The organism is Ramlibacter lithotrophicus (genome assembly GCF_012184415.1).
GTDB lineage: Bacteria > Pseudomonadota > Gammaproteobacteria > Burkholderiales > Burkholderiaceae_C > Ramlibacter > Ramlibacter lithotrophicus.
The window spans coordinates 127,889-147,688 of sequence record NZ_VTOX01000001.1; the positions used below are offsets into that span (position 1 = coordinate 127,889).

General features: G+C 69.5%; 17 protein-coding genes. 8 read left to right on the plus strand and 9 right to left on the minus strand.

Going from position 1 to position 19,800, the window contains the following annotated elements; translation table 11 throughout:
* The first annotated feature begins 4 nt into the window (after positions 1 to 4).
* Genes RAMLITH_RS00620 through RAMLITH_RS00630 form a run of 3 tightly spaced genes read left to right on the plus strand, consistent with a single transcriptional unit; the run spans position 5 to position 2,446 of the window.
* A complete protein-coding gene (locus RAMLITH_RS00620; protein WP_238343967.1) occupies positions 5 to 997 on the plus strand; it encodes a branched-chain amino acid ABC transporter permease in 993 nt (330 codons plus the stop codon).
* Positions 994 to 1,749, plus strand: coding sequence for an ABC transporter ATP-binding protein (locus RAMLITH_RS00625; RefSeq protein ID WP_168105412.1), 756 nt, complete (start codon positions 994 to 996; stop codon positions 1,747 to 1,749). Before RAMLITH_RS00620 ends, RAMLITH_RS00625 begins: the two co-directional genes overlap by 4 nt.
* Entirely contained in the window at positions 1,739 to 2,446 is a 708-nt protein-coding gene (locus tag RAMLITH_RS00630) for an ABC transporter ATP-binding protein (RefSeq protein ID WP_168105413.1), read from the plus strand. The genes RAMLITH_RS00625 and RAMLITH_RS00630 overlap by 11 nt, the downstream gene beginning before the upstream one ends.
* 87 nt (positions 2,447 to 2,533) lie before the next feature.
* Here RAMLITH_RS00630 and RAMLITH_RS00635 read toward each other — a convergent pair whose 3' ends face one another.
* The 9 genes from RAMLITH_RS00635 to RAMLITH_RS00675 all read right to left on the minus strand — a co-directional run bounded on the left by RAMLITH_RS00635 (position 2,534) and on the right by RAMLITH_RS00675 (position 11,651).
* Complete coding sequence (locus tag RAMLITH_RS00635) at positions 2,534 to 4,714, minus strand: DUF1631 family protein (protein WP_168105414.1); 2,181 nt, start codon at positions 4,712 to 4,714, stop codon at positions 2,534 to 2,536.
* An 89-nt stretch (positions 4,715 to 4,803) separates the two neighbouring features.
* Positions 4,804 to 5,775 carry an NAD(P)-dependent oxidoreductase gene (locus RAMLITH_RS25605; protein ID WP_168105415.1) on the minus strand — a complete coding sequence of 324 codons (972 nt, stop codon included), beginning with the start codon at positions 5,773 to 5,775 and terminating at the stop codon, positions 4,804 to 4,806.
* Positions 5,772 to 6,725: a sugar kinase gene (locus RAMLITH_RS25610; protein WP_168105416.1), complete on the minus strand. Its 954-nt coding sequence runs from the start codon at positions 6,723 to 6,725 to the stop codon at positions 5,772 to 5,774. Before RAMLITH_RS25610 ends, RAMLITH_RS25605 begins: the two co-directional genes overlap by 4 nt.
* Positions 6,722 to 7,504: a sugar phosphate isomerase/epimerase family protein gene (locus RAMLITH_RS00650; RefSeq protein WP_168106383.1), complete on the minus strand. Its 783-nt coding sequence runs from the start codon at positions 7,502 to 7,504 to the stop codon at positions 6,722 to 6,724. The genes RAMLITH_RS25610 and RAMLITH_RS00650 overlap by 4 nt, the downstream gene beginning before the upstream one ends.
* Positions 7,501 to 8,295: an amino acid ABC transporter ATP-binding protein gene (locus tag RAMLITH_RS00655; protein ID WP_168105417.1), complete on the minus strand. Its 795-nt coding sequence runs from the start codon at positions 8,293 to 8,295 to the stop codon at positions 7,501 to 7,503. Before RAMLITH_RS00655 ends, RAMLITH_RS00650 begins: the two co-directional genes overlap by 4 nt.
* A 17-nt stretch (positions 8,296 to 8,312) precedes the next feature.
* The gene (locus RAMLITH_RS00660) at positions 8,313 to 9,119 is read right to left on the minus strand and encodes a transporter substrate-binding domain-containing protein (RefSeq protein WP_168105418.1); all 807 of its coding nucleotides are present in this window, start codon (positions 9,117 to 9,119) and stop codon (positions 8,313 to 8,315) included.
* A 54-nt stretch (positions 9,120 to 9,173) separates the two neighbouring features.
* A complete protein-coding gene (locus RAMLITH_RS00665) occupies positions 9,174 to 9,827 on the minus strand; it encodes an amino acid ABC transporter permease (protein WP_168105419.1) in 654 nt (217 codons plus the stop codon).
* Positions 9,828 to 9,831: 4 nt separating this feature from the next.
* Positions 9,832 to 10,503 carry an ABC transporter permease subunit gene (locus RAMLITH_RS00670; protein WP_168105420.1) on the minus strand — a complete coding sequence of 224 codons (672 nt, stop codon included), beginning with the start codon at positions 10,501 to 10,503 and terminating at the stop codon, positions 9,832 to 9,834.
* Positions 10,504 to 10,586: 83 nt separating this feature from the next.
* The gene (locus RAMLITH_RS00675; protein WP_168105421.1) at positions 10,587 to 11,651 is read right to left on the minus strand and encodes a substrate-binding domain-containing protein; all 1,065 of its coding nucleotides are present in this window, start codon (positions 11,649 to 11,651) and stop codon (positions 10,587 to 10,589) included.
* Positions 11,652 to 12,063: 412 nt separating this feature from the next.
* Between RAMLITH_RS00675 and RAMLITH_RS00680 the strand changes: the two genes are divergently transcribed.
* The 5 genes from RAMLITH_RS00680 to RAMLITH_RS00700 all read left to right on the plus strand — a co-directional run bounded on the left by RAMLITH_RS00680 (position 12,064) and on the right by RAMLITH_RS00700 (position 19,717).
* The gene (locus RAMLITH_RS00680) at positions 12,064 to 12,984 is read left to right on the plus strand and encodes a sulfide/dihydroorotate dehydrogenase-like FAD/NAD-binding protein (protein ID WP_168105422.1); all 921 of its coding nucleotides are present in this window, start codon (positions 12,064 to 12,066) and stop codon (positions 12,982 to 12,984) included.
* 84 nt (positions 12,985 to 13,068) lie between these two features.
* Entirely contained in the window at positions 13,069 to 14,565 is a 1,497-nt protein-coding gene (gene gltA, locus RAMLITH_RS00685; protein ID WP_181017727.1) for an NADPH-dependent glutamate synthase, read from the plus strand.
* A 58-nt stretch (positions 14,566 to 14,623) separates the two neighbouring features.
* Positions 14,624 to 16,537, plus strand: coding sequence for a 2-oxoacid:acceptor oxidoreductase subunit alpha (locus RAMLITH_RS00690; RefSeq protein WP_168105423.1), 1,914 nt, complete (start codon positions 14,624 to 14,626; stop codon positions 16,535 to 16,537).
* Between the two features lie 10 nt (positions 16,538 to 16,547).
* On the plus strand, positions 16,548 to 17,516 hold the full coding sequence (locus tag RAMLITH_RS00695) for a thiamine pyrophosphate-dependent enzyme (RefSeq protein ID WP_168105424.1): 969 nt from the start codon (positions 16,548 to 16,550) through the stop codon (positions 17,514 to 17,516).
* Positions 17,517 to 17,533: 17 nt separating this feature from the next.
* Positions 17,534 to 19,717, plus strand: coding sequence for a hypothetical protein (locus RAMLITH_RS00700; protein ID WP_168105425.1), 2,184 nt, complete (start codon positions 17,534 to 17,536; stop codon positions 19,715 to 19,717).
* Positions 19,718 to 19,800 lie beyond the last annotated feature (83 nt).

The window sequence follows — 19,800 nt, forward strand, 5'->3', positions numbered from 1 at the left end:
GTCCATGTCGAGCAAATCAGTCGAACTCACCGCCATGGCGCCCGTCGCGCGCGAGTCCATGTTCAGCAAGCGCATCGACCTCGCGGGGGCCGCCGGCTTCGTCGCGCTGATGGCCGTGCTCCCGCTCGTCTTCGGCGGCAATTACCTGATCGGCGTGCTCACAGTGAGCGTGATCTACGGCATCTGGGCCGTCACCTGGGACTTCATGTCGGGGCTGACGGGCCGCGAAAACTTCGGCCACAGCCTGTTCATCGGGGTCGGCGCCTACACCGCGGGGTTCCTGAACACGACGTTCGGTTTCAACGGCTGGTGGAGCATCCCCGCCTCGATGGTGCTCGCCGCCGTGGCCGCCGTGCTGATCGGGCTGCCGACGCTGCGCCTGAAGGGTCCGTACTTCGCACTGGCGATGCTGTCCGGCGCCGTGATCATGCAGCGGCTGATGCTGATCTTCTGGGAGCAGACCGGCGGCGAGGAAGGCATCAACGGCCTGGAGCCGCTGATCCGCTCGCAGCTGGGTTTCTACTACTTCGCGCTGGCCACGCTGGTCGGCATCACGGCGCTGCTGCTGTGGATCGCGCGCTCCCACTGGGGAATGATCCTGCGCGCCATCCGCGGCGACGAGGCGACCTGCCAGGCGGCCGGCATCAACGTGACGTTCTACAAGATCGCATCGCTCGTGATCAGCGCCGCCTTCGCCGGCGCCGGCGGCGCCATGTACGCGCACTACCAGCTGCAGGTGAGCCCGCAGCTCTTCGCCGTGGTCACGTCGATCACCATCATCACCATGGTGTACGTGGGCGGCATGGCCAGCATCTACGGTCCGGTCGGCGGCGCCATCCTGCTGGTGCTGCTGACGGAGCTGCTGCGCGAGTTCGGCGAGTGGCGGCTGATGATCTACAGCGTCACCCTGATCCTGATCCTGTTCTTCCTGCCCAACGGGCTCGTCGCCCCGGTCTGGCGGCGGGTGCGGGCGGCCGTCGGAGGGCAGCAGTCATGAGCACGTTGCTGGACCTCGCCAACGTCAACAAGCACTTCGGCGGCCTGCACGCGGTGCGCAACGTCACGTTCTCGGTGCAGCGCGGCGAGGTCGTCGGCATCCTCGGGCCGAACGGGGCCGGCAAGACGACGCTCTACAACCTGCTCACCGGGTTCATCCGCCCGGATGCCGGCGCGCGGATCGTCTTCGACGGGCGCGACGTCGTGGGCATGCCGCCGCACCGGGTGGCCGCCCTCGGGATCTCGCGCACCTTCCAGCTGTGCCGGCCGTTCGTCGGCATGAGCGTGCTGGAAAACGTGATCGTGGGCGGCCTGGGAACGCACCGCCACGACGGCGCCGCGCTGGACGAGCGCGCCCGCTCGCTGCTGGGCCAGGTGGGGCTGGCGGGCAAGGAAGCGACACCGGTCGAAGTGCTGTCGTACGGCGACCAGCGGCGCCTGGAGATCGCGCGGGCGCTGGCCGCGCGGCCCAAGCTGCTGCTGCTGGACGAGCCGTTCGCAGGGCTCGGCAGCGGCGAGATCGCGGACCTGTCCGCGCTGATCCGGCAGGTGCATGCGGCCGAGGGCCTCACCGTGGTGCTGATCGAACACAAGCTGCGCGAGTTCATGCGGCTGGTCGACCGGGTGGTGGCGCTCGACTTCGGCGAGGTGATCGCGCAAGGCCTGCCGGAGGACATCGTGCGGCACCCGGCGGTGATCGAGGCCTACATCGGCCGCGACGTGCCCGAAACGGAGGCGGCCCATGCTGCTTGACATCGCCAAGCTCTCGGTCTCCTACGGCAAGGCGGTCGCGCTGGAAGACGTGACCATGCGCGTGGGCGAGGGCGAATTCGTCGCCGTGCTGGGGCCCAACGGTGCCGGCAAGAGCACCTTGCTCAAGGCGGTTTCGCGGGCCCAGCCCTCGGTGGGGCACCTGATGTTCCGCGGGGAGTCGCTGCACAAGTACGCCGCGCACGAAGTCGTGGGCAAGGGGATCTGCCATTGCCCGGAAGGGCGACGGCTGTTTCCCGAACTCACGGTGCTGAAGAACCTGATGCTGGGCGCGTACCTGCGGCGCGACAAGGACGGGATCGAGAAGGACCTGGACTTCGTCTACAGCCTGTTTCCGATCCTCAAGGAGCGCACGCACCAGATCGTCAGCACGCTCTCGGGCGGCCAGCAGCAGATGGTGGCCATCGGCCGGGCCCTGATGGGAAAGCCCTCGCTGCTGCTGCTGGACGAGCCTTCGGTCGGCATCGCGCATCGCCTCAAGATGGAAATTTTCGACGCCATCAAGCGCATCCAGCGCGGCGGCACGGCGATCCTGATGGCGGAGCAGGACGCGCAGTCGGCGCTGCGCATCGCCGACCGCGTCTACGTGCTCGAACACGGCCACATCGGGCGTGAAGGCACCAGCGCCGAGCTGGCTTCGGACGACTACATCCGGCAGGCGTACCTGGGCGTGGCCTAGGGAAGCTCTGAACAAATCCCGCCGCGCGCGACGGTGCTATCCCGTTTTCGTCTCGAGCGCGCACGACGCGATTTATTCAGAGCTTCCCTAACGCACGCTCTCCATGCTGTTGAGCAAGGCTGCCTCGGCGACGGCGTCGAGGGCGCCGGCCAGGATGGTCTGCCCGGACACCAGGCGCAGCGCGCCGATCGCGATCAGCGTTTCCAGCACCGAGCGCGTCATCGACCGGTACTTCCCCGCGCCGTCGGCGAACATGAACAGGAGCAGCTGCGGGCTGGCCCAGGCGAGGCGCCAACGGCTCCAGGCGCCGTCGATGAACAGGTCGGCCCATGCGCCTGCCTGCAGGTGCTCGATCGCCACCGGTGCGCGCGCGTCGCCGGGCTCGGCGCCGTGGTCGCCGGCGAGCGGCGCGTGTTGCGACACCGCCTCCCGATCCGCGGCGGGCACCGCTTCCATGAGACTGGACTCGAGGGCCTCCGTCGGCTCCAGCCAGAACTCGTGCTCGCGCTCGTCGTCCATCGGCGCGGCCGGGTGCGCCGCCGGGGGGGCGGCGGCCGCTTCGTCCGCGGCCTGCATGGCGAGCCGGTGCAGCGCGGCCAGCTCCCGCAGGAACTCGCGCGATTTCTCCTCCGGATACTCGATGCTGGCCAGGCCGCCGCGCAAAGCGGCGACCATGCCGGGCACGATCCTGGCGAGGCTGGGCCGGCTCTCGGCGGCCACCTGCCGCTGCGTGGTCCAGAGCAGGTCGTCCGCGACGGCGCCATAACCGCCGGGATCGTCGGAGCCGCTCGGGTCCGCCATCTGTGCCGCCGCCATCACCTGGGCCCAGGGGCCGGCCAGGAAGTGCCTGATGACCGCCGGCGCACCGCGCACGTCGGGGCGCTGGCGCAGGCGCTCGGCGATGCGGCGCGCGAGCAGGTTGCGGCGCTCGGCCTTGATCAGCGCCCGCGCCGCGTTCGCGCGTTCGCGGCGGCTGCGCTCCTCCTGCTGCGACCAGGCTGCCTCGAGCGAGTGGAGGGCGTATTCGAAAGGCTCCGCCGTCTCCATCGACATGGTCGCCAGGGCAGCGACCACCTGCTGCAGCGGCTCGAGGAAAGCGGCGAAGCCGGGCAGGTCCGCCGCCGGCCAGGCGAGGCTGCGTTCGGTCATCTCGGTGAGGAACTGCCGCGTGGGGTGGTGCGGGTCGCGGAAGAAGCGCGGATCGTTGGAGGCCAGTCGCAAGAGCGCCGGCTCGAGTTCGCGCAGCACCTGCCGCACCTGCGGCAGCAGCCGCCGGTCGCCGGCCATGGTGTCGACCATCAGCCGCACCACCTCCTGTCCGAGCGCCTGCGCCGGCGTGGTGACTTCCGAGGCCGCGTCGCCGGTCGAGCGCCGCTCGTGCAGGCGGTGCATGACCTCATCGAGCTGCCGCGTGTCCTGGAGCGCCTCGAGGGCCCAGGGGAGGGTCAGGCCGATCGTTTCCCCGGCGGCGGGCTCGGCCGCCGCGCCGGGCGAGCCGAAATCGGTAGGCGCCCATTGCGAGTGGCCCGAGCGCTCGCCCTCGCCGACCAGGAGGCGGCGCAAGTCCCTGAGGTTCAGCAAGGGGGCGAGCGCGGAGGGGCTGGGCGCTCGTGCGGGCGGTGCCGTCCGCAACGCGTACGCCGCGTCGGAGACGCCCTGCCGCCGCAACACGTCGGCGAGTTGCCGGTACACCGAAGCCAGTTCGGGGCCCAGCGCCTCGCTCAGGCGCGGTAGCCAGCGCACCAGCGCCCAGGCGGGCACTTCGCACTGCAGGCTCGCGCTGCGCAGCGCCTGGACCCAGGCCTCCGGCCGCAGCGGGTTGGCCGCCGCGCTGACGGTGGCACGGCCCTTGGCCGCCGATACCAGCGCGTTCAATGTCGCGAGTTCGGCCTCGACGGCGGACAGCACGGCCTGCTGGCCGCGCACGACCTCCACCGTTTCCTCGACCTGTTCCTCGCCCATCAGCTCGAGCGCCTCGAAGCTCAAGGGCTTGCTGCGCAGCGCCTCCTGGCGATCCAGAGCCGCGAATTCGCGATGCAGGCATCCCGGATAGGCATTGCGGAGGCACTCCCGGTACTGGGCCAGCAGGCGGCTGGCATCGATCAGCGCCCGGCGCTCGTCCGGGTCGACGGTTGCCGCCGCGCGCAGCAGGGCCTCGCCCGCCTTGCCGGCCACCCGCTGGGCCACGGACGCGCCGAACTCGGCCGCAGCCTGGAGGCAGGCGGAGTACTGGGGCGGCTGCGCTGATCCGCTTGAAACGGGTTGCATGATCGTGTAGCCAGATGTTACTTCCTTTGTGGCACATGCGTATGGGGCACGCACCTGGGAAAACACCCGGGTCTACGGAAGAGTTGACCCTAGCCGCCCGTGTACACGGCCTGCGGCTGTTCGCCAGCGAGGGCGGCGAGGAGATTGGTGGTTGCCAGTTCCGCCATCGCCAGCCGCGTCTCATGCGTGGCCGACCCGATATGCGGCAGGCAGGTGACCTTCGGATGGCGGCGCAGGGGCGACGACAGCGGGAGGGGCTCGGTCGCGAAAACGTCCAGGGCGGCCGCGCGCAAGGTGCCGTGGTCGAGGGCGTCGAGCAACGCCTGCTCCTGCACGATGGCGCCACGGGCGCCGTTGACGAAGATCGCGCCGGGCTTCATCAGGGAGAAGGCCCGCGCGTCGAGCAGGCCGCGGGTCTGCGCCGTCAGCGGCAAGGTGACGGCGACGATGTCGGACTGCCGCAGCACGTCGGCAAGCGCGACCTGCCGCGCGCGTGCGCCGAGCGCCGGCGCCTGCACCGGCGCATCGTTGTGATACAGCACCGGCATTCCGAAGCCGAGCGCGGCGCGCTGCGCCAGCGCCTGGCCGATGCGGCCGAAGCCGAGGATGCCCAGCGTCTTGCCGTGCACGTCCCAGCCGAACAGGTCTTCGCCGATGTTGGCGGTCCAGTGGCCGTCGCGAACGTGGTTGGACAGTTCCACCAGCCGCCGGCTGGCGGCCATGATCAGTGCGAACAAGGTGTCGGCGGTCGTCTGCGTCAGCACGCCCGGCGTGTGGCACAGCACGATGCCGCGGGCGCGCAGCGCCGCGACGTCGTAGTTGTCGACCCCGACCGAGATGCTGGAGATCACTTCCAGCCGCGGCGCGCGCGCGAGGAGCGGGCCGTCGATGCGGTAACTGGAGCCGATGAGCCCCTGCGCCCGGGGCAGCGCGGCCTCGAACGCGTCCTGCCGGCCCGCACGCGGATTCGCGACCGTGACGTCGTGCGCCGCCTGCAGCCGGGCCAGCTGCGCCGGCGGCAGTTCCCGAAAGACCAGGACCTGCTTGCGCGGCCCGCTCACAATCCGGCCGCCTGCAGTTGCGCGCGCGTCGGCAGGCCTTCGGTGTCGCCCAGCACCTGCACGGCGCGCGCGCCGATCCAGGCGCCGCGCCGGACCGCGTCCGGCACGCTGCGGCCTTCCAGCAGCGCGCTGATCACGCCGACCGCGAAGCCGTCGCCGGCGCCGACGGTGTCGATCACTTCCCTGACCGGGAACGCGGGCACGTGTCCGGTGCCGCCGGCGCCGTCGTAGTACGCGCCTTCGGGGCCCAGCTTCACCACGACCAGCTTCGCGCCGCGGGCGCGGTACCAGGCCGCGATCGCCTCGGGCGTCTGCTCCCCGGTCAGGAAGCGTCCCTCGTCGAGGCCGGGCAGCACCCAGTCGGCCTGCACCGCCAGGTGGTTGATCCAGTGCCGCATCAGTTCCGGCGTGGCCCAGAGGGTGGGGCGCAGGTTGGTGTCGAACGAGATCGTGCGGCCCGCGGCGCGCATCACCTCGAGCGTCCTGCAGGCCGCGGCGCGGCTGGTCTCCGAGATCGCGGGGAACACGCCGGTGGCGTGCAGGTGCCGCGCCGAACGCAGCCACGGCTCGTCGACGTCCCGCGAACCCATCTGGCTCGCCGCCGAGCCCTTGCGGTGGTATTCGACGGGCGGGTCGCTGCCGTCGGTGACGCGGCCCTTGAACTGGAATCCGGTGCGCGCGCCCGGGTCGCATTCGACGCGCGAGCAGTCGATGCCCTCGCGCTGCATTTCGGCCAGCAGGTAGCGGCCCATGGAGTCGGCGCCGAGCCGGCTGGCCCAGCCCACCTTCAGGCCCAGCCGGGCCAGGCCGATCGCGACGTTGGTCTCGGCGCCGGCCGTGCGCTTGTAGAAGCATTCGGCCTGCTCGATCGGGCCGGGCCGGTCGGCCACCAGCAGCATCATGGCCTCGCCGAAGGTGGCGACGTCGAAAGCGGGGGCGGGCGTGGTCATGCGTTGTCTCGGGACGACGCCGCGGCGACGGCGCGCAGGTGCTCGATCCCGGCGCGGGTGGCGGCCACCAGGTCGTCGCCCGCCAGAGGATATTCGATGGCCCACGGCACGTCGGCTGGCAGCGCGCGCAGCACGGCGCGCCACGGAGCGGCGGAGTCGGCGAGCGGTACCGCGACCCACTTGTGCGGCAACCGCTGCACGCCCTTGCAATGCACGTAGCGCACGCGTGCGGCCAGCGCCTGCGCCGCCTGCAGCGGGCACTCGCCGGTCCAGTGCCAGTTGCCCATGTCGAACGTCATCGGCAACGCCAGTCCGTGTGCCTCGCCGGCCACGAAGAACCGCTGCAGGGCAGCGAGCGTTCCCGCGGAAACGGTCTGGTCGTTCTCGATCAGCAGTTCGATGCCGGTGGCATCGAGCCGCTCCTGCAGCGCCGGCAGCGTCGCCGGTGATCGTGCATCGAAGCCGCCGATGGACATCTTCAGGCGCGGTGCGCCGAGCACGGTGGCCGCTTCGAGGGCGCGGTCCAGGGCGGGGCGGTCCAGGGTGCCGTCGGGGCGCCACAGTCCTTCCGGGCTCGAATAGACGACCTGCATGCTTGCACCGGCAACCGCTCGCGCGAGGCCGGGCAGCTCCGTGGCGGCGTCGACCAGCAATTCACCGCGCACCTCGACGCCGTCGGCGCCGGCGTCGTGCGCCAGGCGGGCGAACCAGAGCTGGCCGTGGCGGCGCACTTCGGCCGCGCCGTACGACGAGAGCGAAATCAGCACGCGGTGCATCAGTGTTTGCCGTGATGGGAACTGAGGATCTGCCCCAGGAACTGGCGCGTCTTCTCGTGGCGCGGGTGGCCGAAGAACTGCTCCGGCGGCGCCTGCTCCACGATCTGCCCGTCGGCCATGAAGATCACGCGGTCGGCGACGCTGCGCGCGAACCCCATCTCGTGCGTCACGCACAGCATGGTCATGCCGTCTTCCGCGAGGCCGATCATCGTGTCCAGCACTTCCTTGACCATTTCCGGGTCGAGGGCCGACGTCGGCTCGTCGAACAGCATGATCTTGGGCGTCATGCACAGCGCGCGCGCGATCGCCACGCGCTGCTGCTGTCCGCCGGACAGCTGGCTCGGGTACTTGTTCGCCTGCTCGGGGATGCGCACCCGGGTCAGGTACTTCATCGCGAGCGCCTCGGCCTCCTCCCTGGCGAGCCCGCGCGAGCGCATCGGCGCCAGCGTGCAGTTCTGCAGGATTGTGAGGTGCGGGAACAGGTTGAACTGCTGGAACACCATGCCGACCTCGCGCCGCACGGCGTCGGCATTGCGCTTCGCGGCCGTCAGGTCGATGCCGTCGACCACGATGCGGCCCTGCTGCACCGTCTCGAGCCGGTTGATGCAGCGGATCAGGGTCGACTTGCCGGAGCCCGAAGGCCCGCAGACCACGATCCGCTCGCCCGGCTGCACGTCCAGGTCGATGTCGGAGAGCACCTTGAACTTGCCGTACCACTTCTGCACGCCGGTCATGCGGATGATCGGCTCGCCCTGGGGCAGGAGGTGGGGCACGGAGGTTGCCGGTGCGCTCATGACGTCGTCCGCGCCGCTTACTGCATCTTCGGCAGTTCGGTCTCGAGCCATTTGACGTACAGCTTGTTGAGTTCGCCGTTCGCCGTGTTGCGTGCGACGAAGTCGTTCACCGTCTTGAGCAGCTCGTCCTGGCCTGGGCGCATGGCGACGGCCATCTCCTGCTGGCGCAGCACGAACTTCTGCTCGAAGGTGTTGGCGGGCACGCGCTTGGCGATCTGCGCCGCGACGGTGGTGGAGCAGCCGATCGCATCGACCTGGCCGGAGATCAGGGCCTGCATCGCCGACGCGTCGTCGTCGAAGCGGCGGATCTCCGTGCCTTGCGGGGCCATCTGCGTGACGGTGACGTCCTGCGTGCTGGCGCGCGCGACGCCGATGCGGAAACCCTTGAGGTCGGGCGCGCCCTTGATGGCGGCCTTCTTGCTGCCGTACATCACGATGGTCGCTGCCGAGTAGGGCTTGGAGAACGTCACCTGCTTGGCACGCTCGGGCGTGACGGCCAGCGACGCGACCAGCAGGTCGACCTTGTTGGTCAGCAGGAAGGGAATGCGGTTGGGGCCGGTCACCGGAACCAGGTTCAGCTTCAGGCCGAGGTCCCTGGCCAGCAGGCGGGCGACGTCGGCGTCGTAGCCGTCGGGCTGGTTCTGCGCGTTGGTGGTGCCGTAAGGCGGGAAGTCGACCAGCAGGCCGACGGTGAGCTCGCCTTTCTTCTTCAGTTCGGCCACGGTCTGCGCCGCGGCGAAAGGTGTGGCCACGGTGAGCAGCGCGCCGAGCCCAAGGGCGGCGATGGAACCGGCGAATGCGCGGCGTTGCAGGGACAAGGTCATGGGATTCTCCGTCGATGAAAGGGAAAGGCTCTGCTGGGGACCGTCGGTTCTTCCTCAGCGCGCGAGCGCCGCCGCCTGGCGGCGCTCCATCCGGGCGGCGAGCAGCGACAGCGGCCAGCACAGCACGAAATAGATCGCCGCGACCACGCTGAACACGAGCAGCGGCTGGAACGTGGCGTTGTTGATGATCTGGCCGGCGCGCGTCACTTCGGCAAAGCCGATGATCGCGGCCAGCGAAGTGCCCTTGATGACCTGCACCATGTAGCCGACGGTCGGCGGCAGGGCGATCTTGAAGGCCTGCGGCAGGATGATGTCCCGCATCTTCGCGACGTAGTGCAGGCCGAGCGCCTCGGCCGCTTCCCACTGGCCGGCCGGGATCGCCTGGATCGTCCCGCGCCAGATCTCGCCGAGGAAGGCGCTGGTGTTCAGGATGAGGGCGATGCCCGCGGCGAGCCACGGGTTGATGTCGAAGCCGAGGACCGGCGCGCCGAAGAAGATCAGGAACAGCTGCAGCAGCAGCGGCGTGCCCTGGAACACCTGCACGAAGCCCGATGCGATCGCGCGCAGCGCGGGACGATCGGAGGTGCGGGCCAGGGCGACGAGCAGCCCGCCGATGGCGCCGCCGACGAAGGCGATGAGCGACAGGGCGACGGTCCACTTCGCCGCTTCGGCGATGAACAGGAACTCCGGGAGACCGAAGGTGCGCATGGGTCTATCTCCGGTCCGGGTAGTCGAGCGCCCACCGGTAGATGGTCCGGAACAGTCCCGAAAACGCCAGCGCCAGCGCCAGGTAGATCGCCGCGACGACGATGTAGATCTCGAAGCTGCGGAAGGTCTGCGACTGCAGGTTCGCCGCCACCGACGTGAGGTCGTCGGCGGAGATCGCGGACACCACCGCGGAGCTGAGCATCAGCAGGATGAACTGGCTGGTGAGCGCGGGATAGATGGCCTTCAGGGCCGGCTTCAGGATCACGAAGCGGAAGACTTCGTGGTGCTTGAGGTTCAGCGCGAGGCCCGCCTCGATCTGGCCCTTGGGGATGGACTCGATGCCGGCGCGGATGATTTCGGTCGCGTAGGCGCCGAGGTTCACCACCATCGCGAACAGCGCCGCCGTATGCGCCGTCCAGCGCAGGCCCAGCGACGGCAGCGCGAAGAAGAAGAAGAACAGCTGCACCAGGAATGGCGTGTTGCGGATCACCTCGATGTAGGCGTTGACGAGCCAGCGCAGGGGTGCGGGGCCGGACGTCTTGCCCCACGCGCAGGCGATCGCGACCATCAGGCCGAGCACGGTGGCGGTGAGGGAGAGCTGGATCGTGGTCCATGTTCCCTGCAGCAGCAGCGGCCACGCGGCGAACACGTCCTCGAACTGGAATTGGTACTTCACGATGCTTGCGGAACCGGTCGAACTGAAACCGGTTTCTGGACCATTCTAAGAAACCGGTTTCAGCATTGTCTCAGTAGAAACCCTTATGTCACTTGACTCGCATCAGGACGCGACGATCCACGCAGCATGAGCCGTCCCGGGAGCAGGATCTGGCGCGGCGGCAGGTGCAGCCCGTTCAGCCGCTCGATCAGGCAGGTGGCGGCCAGCCGACCGAGATCGTCCGTCGGCTGCGCGATCGTCGTGAGGCCCGGGCCGAGCAGCGGCGCCCATTCGGTCTCGTCGAAGCCGATGAGCCCCAGGTCGGCGCCAAACCGCAGCCCGAGGCGGGCGGCGGCGGCGGCGACTCGCAGGCTGATCACGGCGTTGCCGGCCAGAACGGCGGACCTGGACTTGCGGCTGCGTCCGCAGCGCCGCAACGCATCGTCCAGTGCGTCGGGCGCGTCGGCGGTGCTCTCGAACGTGCGGCCGGCCACGCCCCGATGGTCTGCGACGAACGCGCGAAAAGCCGCTTCCCGCTCCAGGCGCGAGCTCACGCCGACGAGCGGTTCGGATACGAACAGCAGGTCGCGGAAGCCGGCCTCGATCAGGTGACCCGCGGCCAGTCGCACCGCGCCGGTGTTGTCGAGGGAAACGAAGTCCGTCTGCAGCTCGGGGTGGCGGCGATCGACGAGCACGACGGGCTTGCCGTGCCGCATCGCCTGCGCGATGGCGCCATGGTCGGCGCCCAGCGTGTTGAGGATCAGTCCCTCGACCTGGTAGGCCATCAGGGACTCGATGGCTTCGCGCTCGCGTTCCGCCTCGTTGCCAAGGTTGAACAGCACCAGGAGGTAGCCGGCGTCCTGGCACGCGCGCTCGGCGCCGCGCAGCACCGCCACGGAGTACGGGTTGGTGACGTCGGCGACCACCAGCCCGATGAGGCGCGAGCGACCGCGCTTGAGCGCCTGCGCCATCGGGCTCGGGATGTAGCCGAGGGCGTTGATGGCCCGCTCCACGCGCACGGCGATTTCCGGCGTGAGCAGCTCCTCGCGCCGGTTCAGGAAACGCGAGACGGTCGCCTTCGACACGCCGGCCTTGAGTGCCACGTCGGAGATGGTGGCGCGGGTCGGCGGCGGCGCGGCGCCGGGGCGGGGACGGTCGGAAGCGGGCACGGGTGGGCGGGAGTACTGAAACCAGTTTCAGGGCTGCAATCCTACCGCGGCGGGCGCGGGGGCGCAACGCGCCCGAAGCCGCGCCGGCGCTGCCCTGCTCTCATATGAATAGCACGGCGAAGCCACGCCGGCTGCGCCTGTTCGCTGCGCGAGGCACTCGGCGCATGCTCGCATGCGGGGGATCTTCCTGCCGCGATCAACCGCAAGGTTGACTGCGCCGCTCGCACACTGCGTGCGGGTTGGTTCTGGTTGACTTGTGTCAAGACCCTCCAGCCCGCGGGGAAGATACTCGGCGCACTGCTGATGGTTTACGCCCCTCTCGTGGAGCTGAAAGCGCGGCAGCGACGAGCAGATGCCAGCCTGACCGCGCCCCCGAGCTTGTCACGCCGGCCGAACATGGAGTCGACAACGTATGTCCCAGTTCGAGATCGTGAGCCGCGAGGACTTCTCGGAAGTCACTTACCTGCTGGAGGTGCGCCATCCGCAGATGGCGCGTGCGGCCAGGCCCGGTCAATTCGTGATCGTCATGCTCAACGAGCACGGCGAGCGCATCCCCCTCACCATCGCCGACTTCGACCGGCACCGCGGCACGATCACGCTGGTGATCCAGGCGGTGGGCAAGACGACGAAGCAGATGCAGCAGGAGTGCCGCGTCGGCACGTCGCTGTTCGGACTGGTCGGCCCGATGGGCATTCCGACGCACATCGGCAAGCCGAAGAAGGTGCTGTGCGTCGGCGGCGGGCTCGGCGTCGCGCCGGTGTTTCCGCAGGCGCGCGCGCTGAAGGAGGCCGGCGCCTACGTGATCGGCATCCTCGGCTTCCGCAGCAAGGACCTGATCTTCTGGGAAGACAAGTTCCGCGCCGCCTGCGATGAACTGATCCTGTGCACCAACGACGGCTCGGCCGGCATGAAGGGCCTGATCACCGACGGCATCGCCGTCGCGCTGGCCGGCCACGCCGACGTCGACGAGTGCGTGGCGATCGGCCCGCCGGTGATGATGAAGGCGTGCGCCGACGCGACCCGCGCGCGCAGGATCAAGACGATGGTCAGCGTCAACCCGATCATGGTCGACGGCACCGGCATGTGCGGCGGCTGCCGGGTCAAGGTCGGCGACGACGTCAAGTTCGCCTGCGTCGACGGGCCCGATTTCGACGGCCACCTGGTCGACTTCGACGACCTGATGACCCGGCTGCGCCGCTTCACGCCGGAGGAGAAGCGGGCCGAGCAGCGCTGGTCCGACAGCTGCCGGATGCCGCAGCCGCCTGCCATGCGCAAGGTCGGCGAGGACGGCCTGGAGCTGCCCGACCCCTCCGAGGAGGCGCTCGGTGGCTGAGCGGCTCCCCGCAGTTCCCGCGCCCGCGCGGTGCGAAGTGTCCCCGCGGCGCATCTTCCAATCACAGTAAAGAGGTCCCCCGGAATGGCCAAGAAGCGAACCATACGAACCATTCCGCAGGAGCGCACCCCGATGCGGGAACAGGATCCCGCCGTGCGGGCGAAGAACTTCGAGGAAGTGGCGTGCGGCTACAACCTCGAGGAAGCCCTGCGCGAATCGGAACGCTGCCTGCTGTGCCCGGACGAGCCCTGCATCTCCGGGTGTCCGGTCGGCATCAACATCCCCGGCTTCATCCAGAAGATCGGCGAGAAGAACCTGCGCGGCGCCTACGACATCCTGACCAGCACCAACCTGCTGCCCTCGATCTGCGGCCGCGTGTGCCCGCAGGAGAACCAGTGCGAAGGCGTGTGCACGGTGGGCGAGTCGCTGGAGGCGGTCGCCATCGGGCGGCTCGAGCGCTTCGTCGGCGACACGGCCATCAAGGAAGGCTGGAGCAACGTCCCGTACATCGAGCGCAACCGCTTCCGGGTCGGCATCGTCGGCTCGGGACCGGCGGGCATGGCCTGCGCCGCCGACATGGCCAAGGCCGGCTGCGACGTGACGGTGTACGAAGCGTTCCAGGAGCCGGGCGGCGTGCTGAAGTACGGCATCCCCGATTTCCGCCTGCCCAACCCCACGATCGACGCCGAGATCGACAAGCTGCGCCAGCTCGGCGTGCGCTTCGAGTGCAACACGCTGGTCGGGCGGCTGTTCACGATCGAGCAGATGATCGACGAGATGGGGTTCGACGCGGTGTTCGTCGGCGTGGGCGCCGGCTACCCGAGCGCGCTGAACATCCCGGGCGATTCGCTCAACGGGGTGCTGTCCGCCAACGAACTGCTCACACGCTGCAACCTGATGCGCGGCCGCGACTTCCCGAACTACGACACGCCGCTGCCGGTCGGCAAGCGGGTCGCCGTGGTCGGCGCCGGCAACACCGCGATGGACGCGATGCGCGTGTCGATGCGGCTCGGCGCCGACAAGGTCTATTGCATCTACCGGCGCTCGCGCAAGGAGGCGCCGGCGCGCCTGGAGGAAGTCCACCACGCCGAGCAGGAAGGCATCGAGTTCCACTGGCTCACCAATCCGGTCGCGGTGCTCGACGACGGCAAGGGCGGCGTGCGCGGCCTGCGCTGCGTGCGCATGGAGCTGGGCGAGCCCGACGAGTCGGGACGCCGCCGTCCGGTCGCGGTCGCCGGCAGCGAATTCGACTTCGAAACCGACCTCGTGGTGTATGCGATCGGCACCAATGCCAATCCGATCATGGGCCAGACGTCCGGGCTCAAGCTGAACAAGTGGGGCTACATCGCGACCGACGACAACCTGGCGACCTCGATCGCGGGCGTGTACGCCGGCGGCGACATCGTCACCGGCGCCGCGACGGTGATCCAGGCGATGGGCGCGGGCCGCAAGGCGGCGCGCAGCATGAAGGCCTTCCTGGGCATTCGCGATCCGGCCCTGGCCTACCACGAGGACGGCGCGAACACGTTCTTCGGCATCGACACCCGCGAGCGCAATTTCGCCCGGGTGCGGCTGATCTGAACACGGGACGGTGCGCGTGCCGCGCGATCACGAAGCTGACGGGAACACCATGGATGCAATGACGCTGCAGAAACCGGCCGCCAAGCCGGGCAAGAAGGCTCGCACGCCGGCCGGCAGGACGCCGACGCGGCTGACGGAACACATCATCGAGATCATCAGCGACTCGGGCGAGGGCGCGCAGAAATGCGGGCAGTCGCTCGGCTCGATCGCGGCGCAGATGGGCAACGGCATCTGGACCACGGAGATCATCCCGGCCGAGATCCGGCCGCCGGCCCGCAGCGTGGCCGGCGCCAGCGGCAACCGAATCCGGATCGGTTCGGAGCGCATCACCAACGGCGGCGACAAGACCGACCTGGTCGTCGCCTTCAACGAGCAGGTGCTCCTGGGCCGGGTGCGCGCGGGCGAGCTCAAGCCGGGCGCGATCATCCTGCTGGAGGGCATGTGGCGGTCGCACGCGGACGCCGCGATCGTCGCCTCGTATGCCGAGACCCACCAGCGGCTCGTCGCCGCCGGCTACCGGGTCCACGAGATCCCGATGGAGCAGGAGTGCAAGACCATCGTTTCGGATCCGAAGCGCGGCAAGAACATGTTCGCGCTCGGCATGCTGTGCCAGTTGTACAGCCTGGACCTGAAGCTTGCGACCGACCAGATCTTCCTCACCTTCGGCAAGAAGGACCAGTCGGTGATCGACACCAACGTCCGGCTGCTGGAGGCGGGCCACCGCTGGGCCGCCGAGAACCTGGACTTCTGCTACTCGATCCCGGCCACCCGGCCGCAGACGCCCCAGGTGGTCGTCAACGGCAACACGGCGCTGGCGCTGGGCACGCTCGCCTCGGGCATGGAGATCTGCGCCATGTACCCGATCACGCCGGCCACCTCGGCCTCGCACTACCTGGCGGACGTGTTCGAGAAAGTCGGCGGCGTGGTGCACCAGGCCGAGGACGAGATCGCGGCCTGCGCCTTCGCCATCGGCGCGTCGTATGCCGGCAAGTGCGCCATCACGATCACGTCGGGTCCGGGATATTCGCTCAAGCAGGAAGGGATCGGCCTGGCGGTGATGGGCGAGATCCCGCTGGTCGTCGTCAACGTGCAGCGCGGCGGACCGAGCACCGGGCAGCCGACCAAGGTGGAGCAGGGCGACATGCTCTCGGCCGTTTTCGGCAGCCACGGCGACGCGCCCAAGGTGGTGATGGCGCCCGCGACGATCGAGGAATGCTTCTACTCGATCATCACGGCACGCCGCATCGCCGAGACCTTCAACATGGTCGTCGTCGTGCTCACCGACGCGGGCCTGGCGACCTCGCAGCAGCCTTTCCCGCGGCCCGAGTTCAGCGAGGCGTGGCTGGCGCCGCCGATCGACCAGAGCCCGGTGCCGGCCGGCGCCAGGCCCTACGACTGGGATCCGGTGACGGGCCTGGCGCGCAGGTTCATCCCCGGCCAGCCGGGCGGCATGCACACGCTCACGGGACTGGCGCACGACCGCGACAGCCACGTCGCCTACGACGCGACGATCAACCAGGAAAGCATCCAGGCGCGCAGCCGCAAGCTGGCCGCGTTCCAGAAGACGCTGAAGGCGCCGCCGGTCTTCGGGCCGCGCCAGGGCGACCTGCTGGTCATCGGCTGGGGCAGCACCAAGGGCGCGATCGAGGAAGCGGTCGCCGGCATGCAGGCGCAGGGCCACAAGGTCTCTTCCATGCACATCGGGTTCGTGCAGCCGCTGCCGCCCGGCATCAAGGAAGCGATGAGCGGCTTCAAACGGGTGATGACGGTGGAAGGCAACTGGAGCGATCCGCCGGACGACAAGATCATCGACGAGACGAACCGCCGCTATTCGGCGCTGGCGATGCTGCTGCGCGCCCGCTACCTCGTCGACGTGGACTGCTGGAGCGAGGTCATGGGCCAGCCAATCAAGCCCGCGACCATCCGCGACGTGCTCCTGGCGAAACTCAAGACTCTGGACAAGGCAGCCTGACATGGACCTGATGAGCCCTACCGAATGCCTGCTGCAGCTGTGCGATGAGCACTTCGAGCTGGAGGACTACAAGGCCGGCGTGCCGCGCTGGTGCACCGGCTGCGGCGACAACGCCATCCTGGCGGCCGTGCAGCGGCTGTGCCGCGACGAGAGCCTGCGCCCGGAGAAGACGGTGTTCGTCTCCGGCATCGGCTGCTCGAGCCGCTTCCCGCACTACATGGCCACCTACGGCTTCCACGGCATCCACGGCCGTGCGCTGCCGGTGGCCGAGGGCGTCAAGATGTCCCGTCCCGACCTCACGGTGTTCGTCAACACCGGCGACGGCGACTGCTGCAGCATCGGCGCCGCGCACTGGATCCACGCGATCCGCTACAACATGAACCTCACGGTGTTCCTGCACGACAACCAGATCTACGGGTTGACGAAGAAGCAGGCATCGCCCACGTCGCCGATCGGCACCAAGAGCAACACGACGCCGCGCGGGAGCTATCTGGAGGCGCTGAATCCGCTCACGGTGACGCTGGGCGTGCAGAACGTCTCGTTCGTGGCGCAGGCGGTCGACTGGGCGCCCGACATGCTGTACGACATCGTGAAGGCGGCGTACCACCACCGTGGGCTGTCGTTCGTGCGCATCATCCAGCGCTGCCCCGAGTGGCTGCCCCAGGCGCTGGACCCGTGGATGAACGATCCCGCCAAGGTGCAGGTGCTGACCCACGCCGACGGTCTGCAGCCCAGCGCCGGGACGCTGAAGCTCTACAAGAACCAGGTGGCGCACGACCCCATCAACATCGACCGCGCCCGCGAGATCGCCAGCCAGCAGGACGTGATCCCGGTCGGCATCCTGTACCGCAATCCCGAGGTGCCTTGCTACGAGGACCTGCGCCGCTCGACCAAGCTGGTGACGCCGTCCTTCGTGCGCGCCGGCCTGAACGCCGAGCTCGACAAGTACACCGTCTGGCCCGAGAACGCCGCGCAATGACCGCAAGAGTGGACACCATGCAAGCCGATACCCAAGCCCAGGTTGCCTTTTTCCTGACCGGCAGGCGCCCCGGCGAATTCCTCGACGCCGTGGAGGGCCTGGACCTCCGGCCGGCGCTGTTCGCGGGCTACCGGGACCTGATCCCGCTGCGCTACGACTATCCGGTCGTGCTCGCGCCCAAGGGCGTCGAGTCGCTGTCGGGCCTCGTGGACCAGGCACTCGCCGCCGCGGCCAAGGGCGCCGACGCCGATCGCATCCGCCAGCACGGACTGCGCATCGAGCAGGAGATCCGCGCGGTGCTCGCCGGCGGTGCGACCGAGGGCACGCTGTCCATCGTCTGGGACCTGGCCGTCTCGCGCCTGACGCCCAAGCTCGACCCGGCGTTCGTCGACAGCGCCGGGCGGCTGCGCGCAGCCATCAAGGCCGATGGCGAACTCGCCGATTGCGACGGCCGCCTGCCGGCGCGCATGCTGCGCCACCTGTGGAGCGTCGCGCAGGAGGCGAAGGCGGCGCGGTTCCGCGAACGCATCGAACGCCTGGCGTTCAAGCTCGCCGACATCCTGCGCAGCGACTACGAGCGTTCGGCCCAGGGCCTGACGGCCGCGCGGCTGCAGGCCTCCGTCGGCGCCGCACACGGGAGCATGTTCGACTTCGAGGCGATGGCCGGTTTCCTGGGCAAGGTGCAGCCGAAGGAAGGCATGCCCGACGCCCGGCGGGCACGCATCACCGGGCTGCTCGACGTGCTGAAGAAGCAGCGCTTCGTCGCCACCGCGGGCGCGGCCGGCAAGCCGTACGAGTTCGCGTTCGACAGCTGCGCCGACGCGCTGAAAGCGTATCGCGAGCGGCTGCCGCGGCTGGTCGAACTGGCCAAGGCGCTGGTCGTTGCCGAGCTCGAGATCGAAGGGGAATACAACCCCGAGCGCCACGACGCGATGTTCGACGGCTACGGCGCCACCGGGCTGGACGCGCGGGAGCTCGCGCCGTTCCCCGACTACCTGGTCTGCGTGGGCGGCAAGCTGGGCGCGCAGGAGCACGGGCGCCTGATGGAGGCGCTGGCGTGCGGCTGGCCGATCAAGGTGCTGCTGCAGGTCGACGACCTGCACGAGGACGGCGCGGGCGAAGGCGGTTTCGCCGCCGGACTGCGCAGCAGCCAGATCGCCACGCAGGCGATGGGCCTGAACGACGTGTACGTGCTGCAGTCGGCCAGCTCCAACCTGTTCAAGTTCCGCGAGCGGGTGGCGCGCGGGCTCGCCTACCGCGGCCCGGCCCTGTTCAGCGTCTTCTCCGGCGCCGCCGCCCGGGACTCCGGCCTGCCGCCGTACCTGATGGCCGCCGCCGCGATGGAATCGCGCGCGTTCCCGGCGTTCTCGTACGATCCCGCGGCTGGCGCCGGCTGGGCCGACCGCTTCTGCCTGCAGGCCAACACCCAGGTGGAACAGGACTGGCCGGTGCAGGGCTTCGCCTACGAGGACGAGGAACACCAGCGTGTCGCGCAGGAGGTGCCGTTCACGCTCGTCGACTTCCTGGCGGGCGACCGCCGCTATGCCGGGCATCTGGCCCGCGTGCCGCGCGAACGCTGGAACGGCAGCATGATCCGGGTCGACGAGTCGCTGGCGCGCGAGGGCCGTGGCTTGCCGGACAAGATCCCGAGCGTGCTGATGGTGGACGCGGGGAACCGCCTGCAGAAGGTGATCGTCGACCAGAGCCTGATCCGCCAGGCGGACCGCTGCCGGCAGATGTGGCACAGCCTGCAGGAGCTCGGCGGCATCAACAACTCGCACGCGCAACGGCTGCTGGCCCGCGAGCAGAAGGCCTGGGAACAGCGCCTGCGCGAGCAGGTGCAGGGGCAGGCCGCCCAGTCCGCGCCGCCGGCCGCGCCTGCCGCGGCGACCCCGGCCGCCGCCGCCCCGGCAGCCGCCGCGGCACCGGTGGTGGAGGAGCCCGCCCGCAATCCGGACGAGGCCTACATCGAAACCGAGCGCTGCTCGACCTGCAACGAATGCACGCAGCTGAACGGCAAGATGTTCGCGTACAACGACAACCAGCAGGCCTACATCAAGGACATCAGCGCTGGCAGCTACGCGGACCTCGTGCAGGCAGCGGAGAACTGCCAGGTGTCCGTCATCCACCCCGGCAAGCCGCGCGACCCCAACGAGCCGGGCCTCGCCGAACTCCTGGAACGCGCGCAGCCGTTCCTGTGAGCAGCCGGATGCGCCTGACGCAGGCGCATCCGGTGTCCTCCACGTCACCGCTCGCCGGCGCCTCGGGCGCCGTCCGCGTTTCT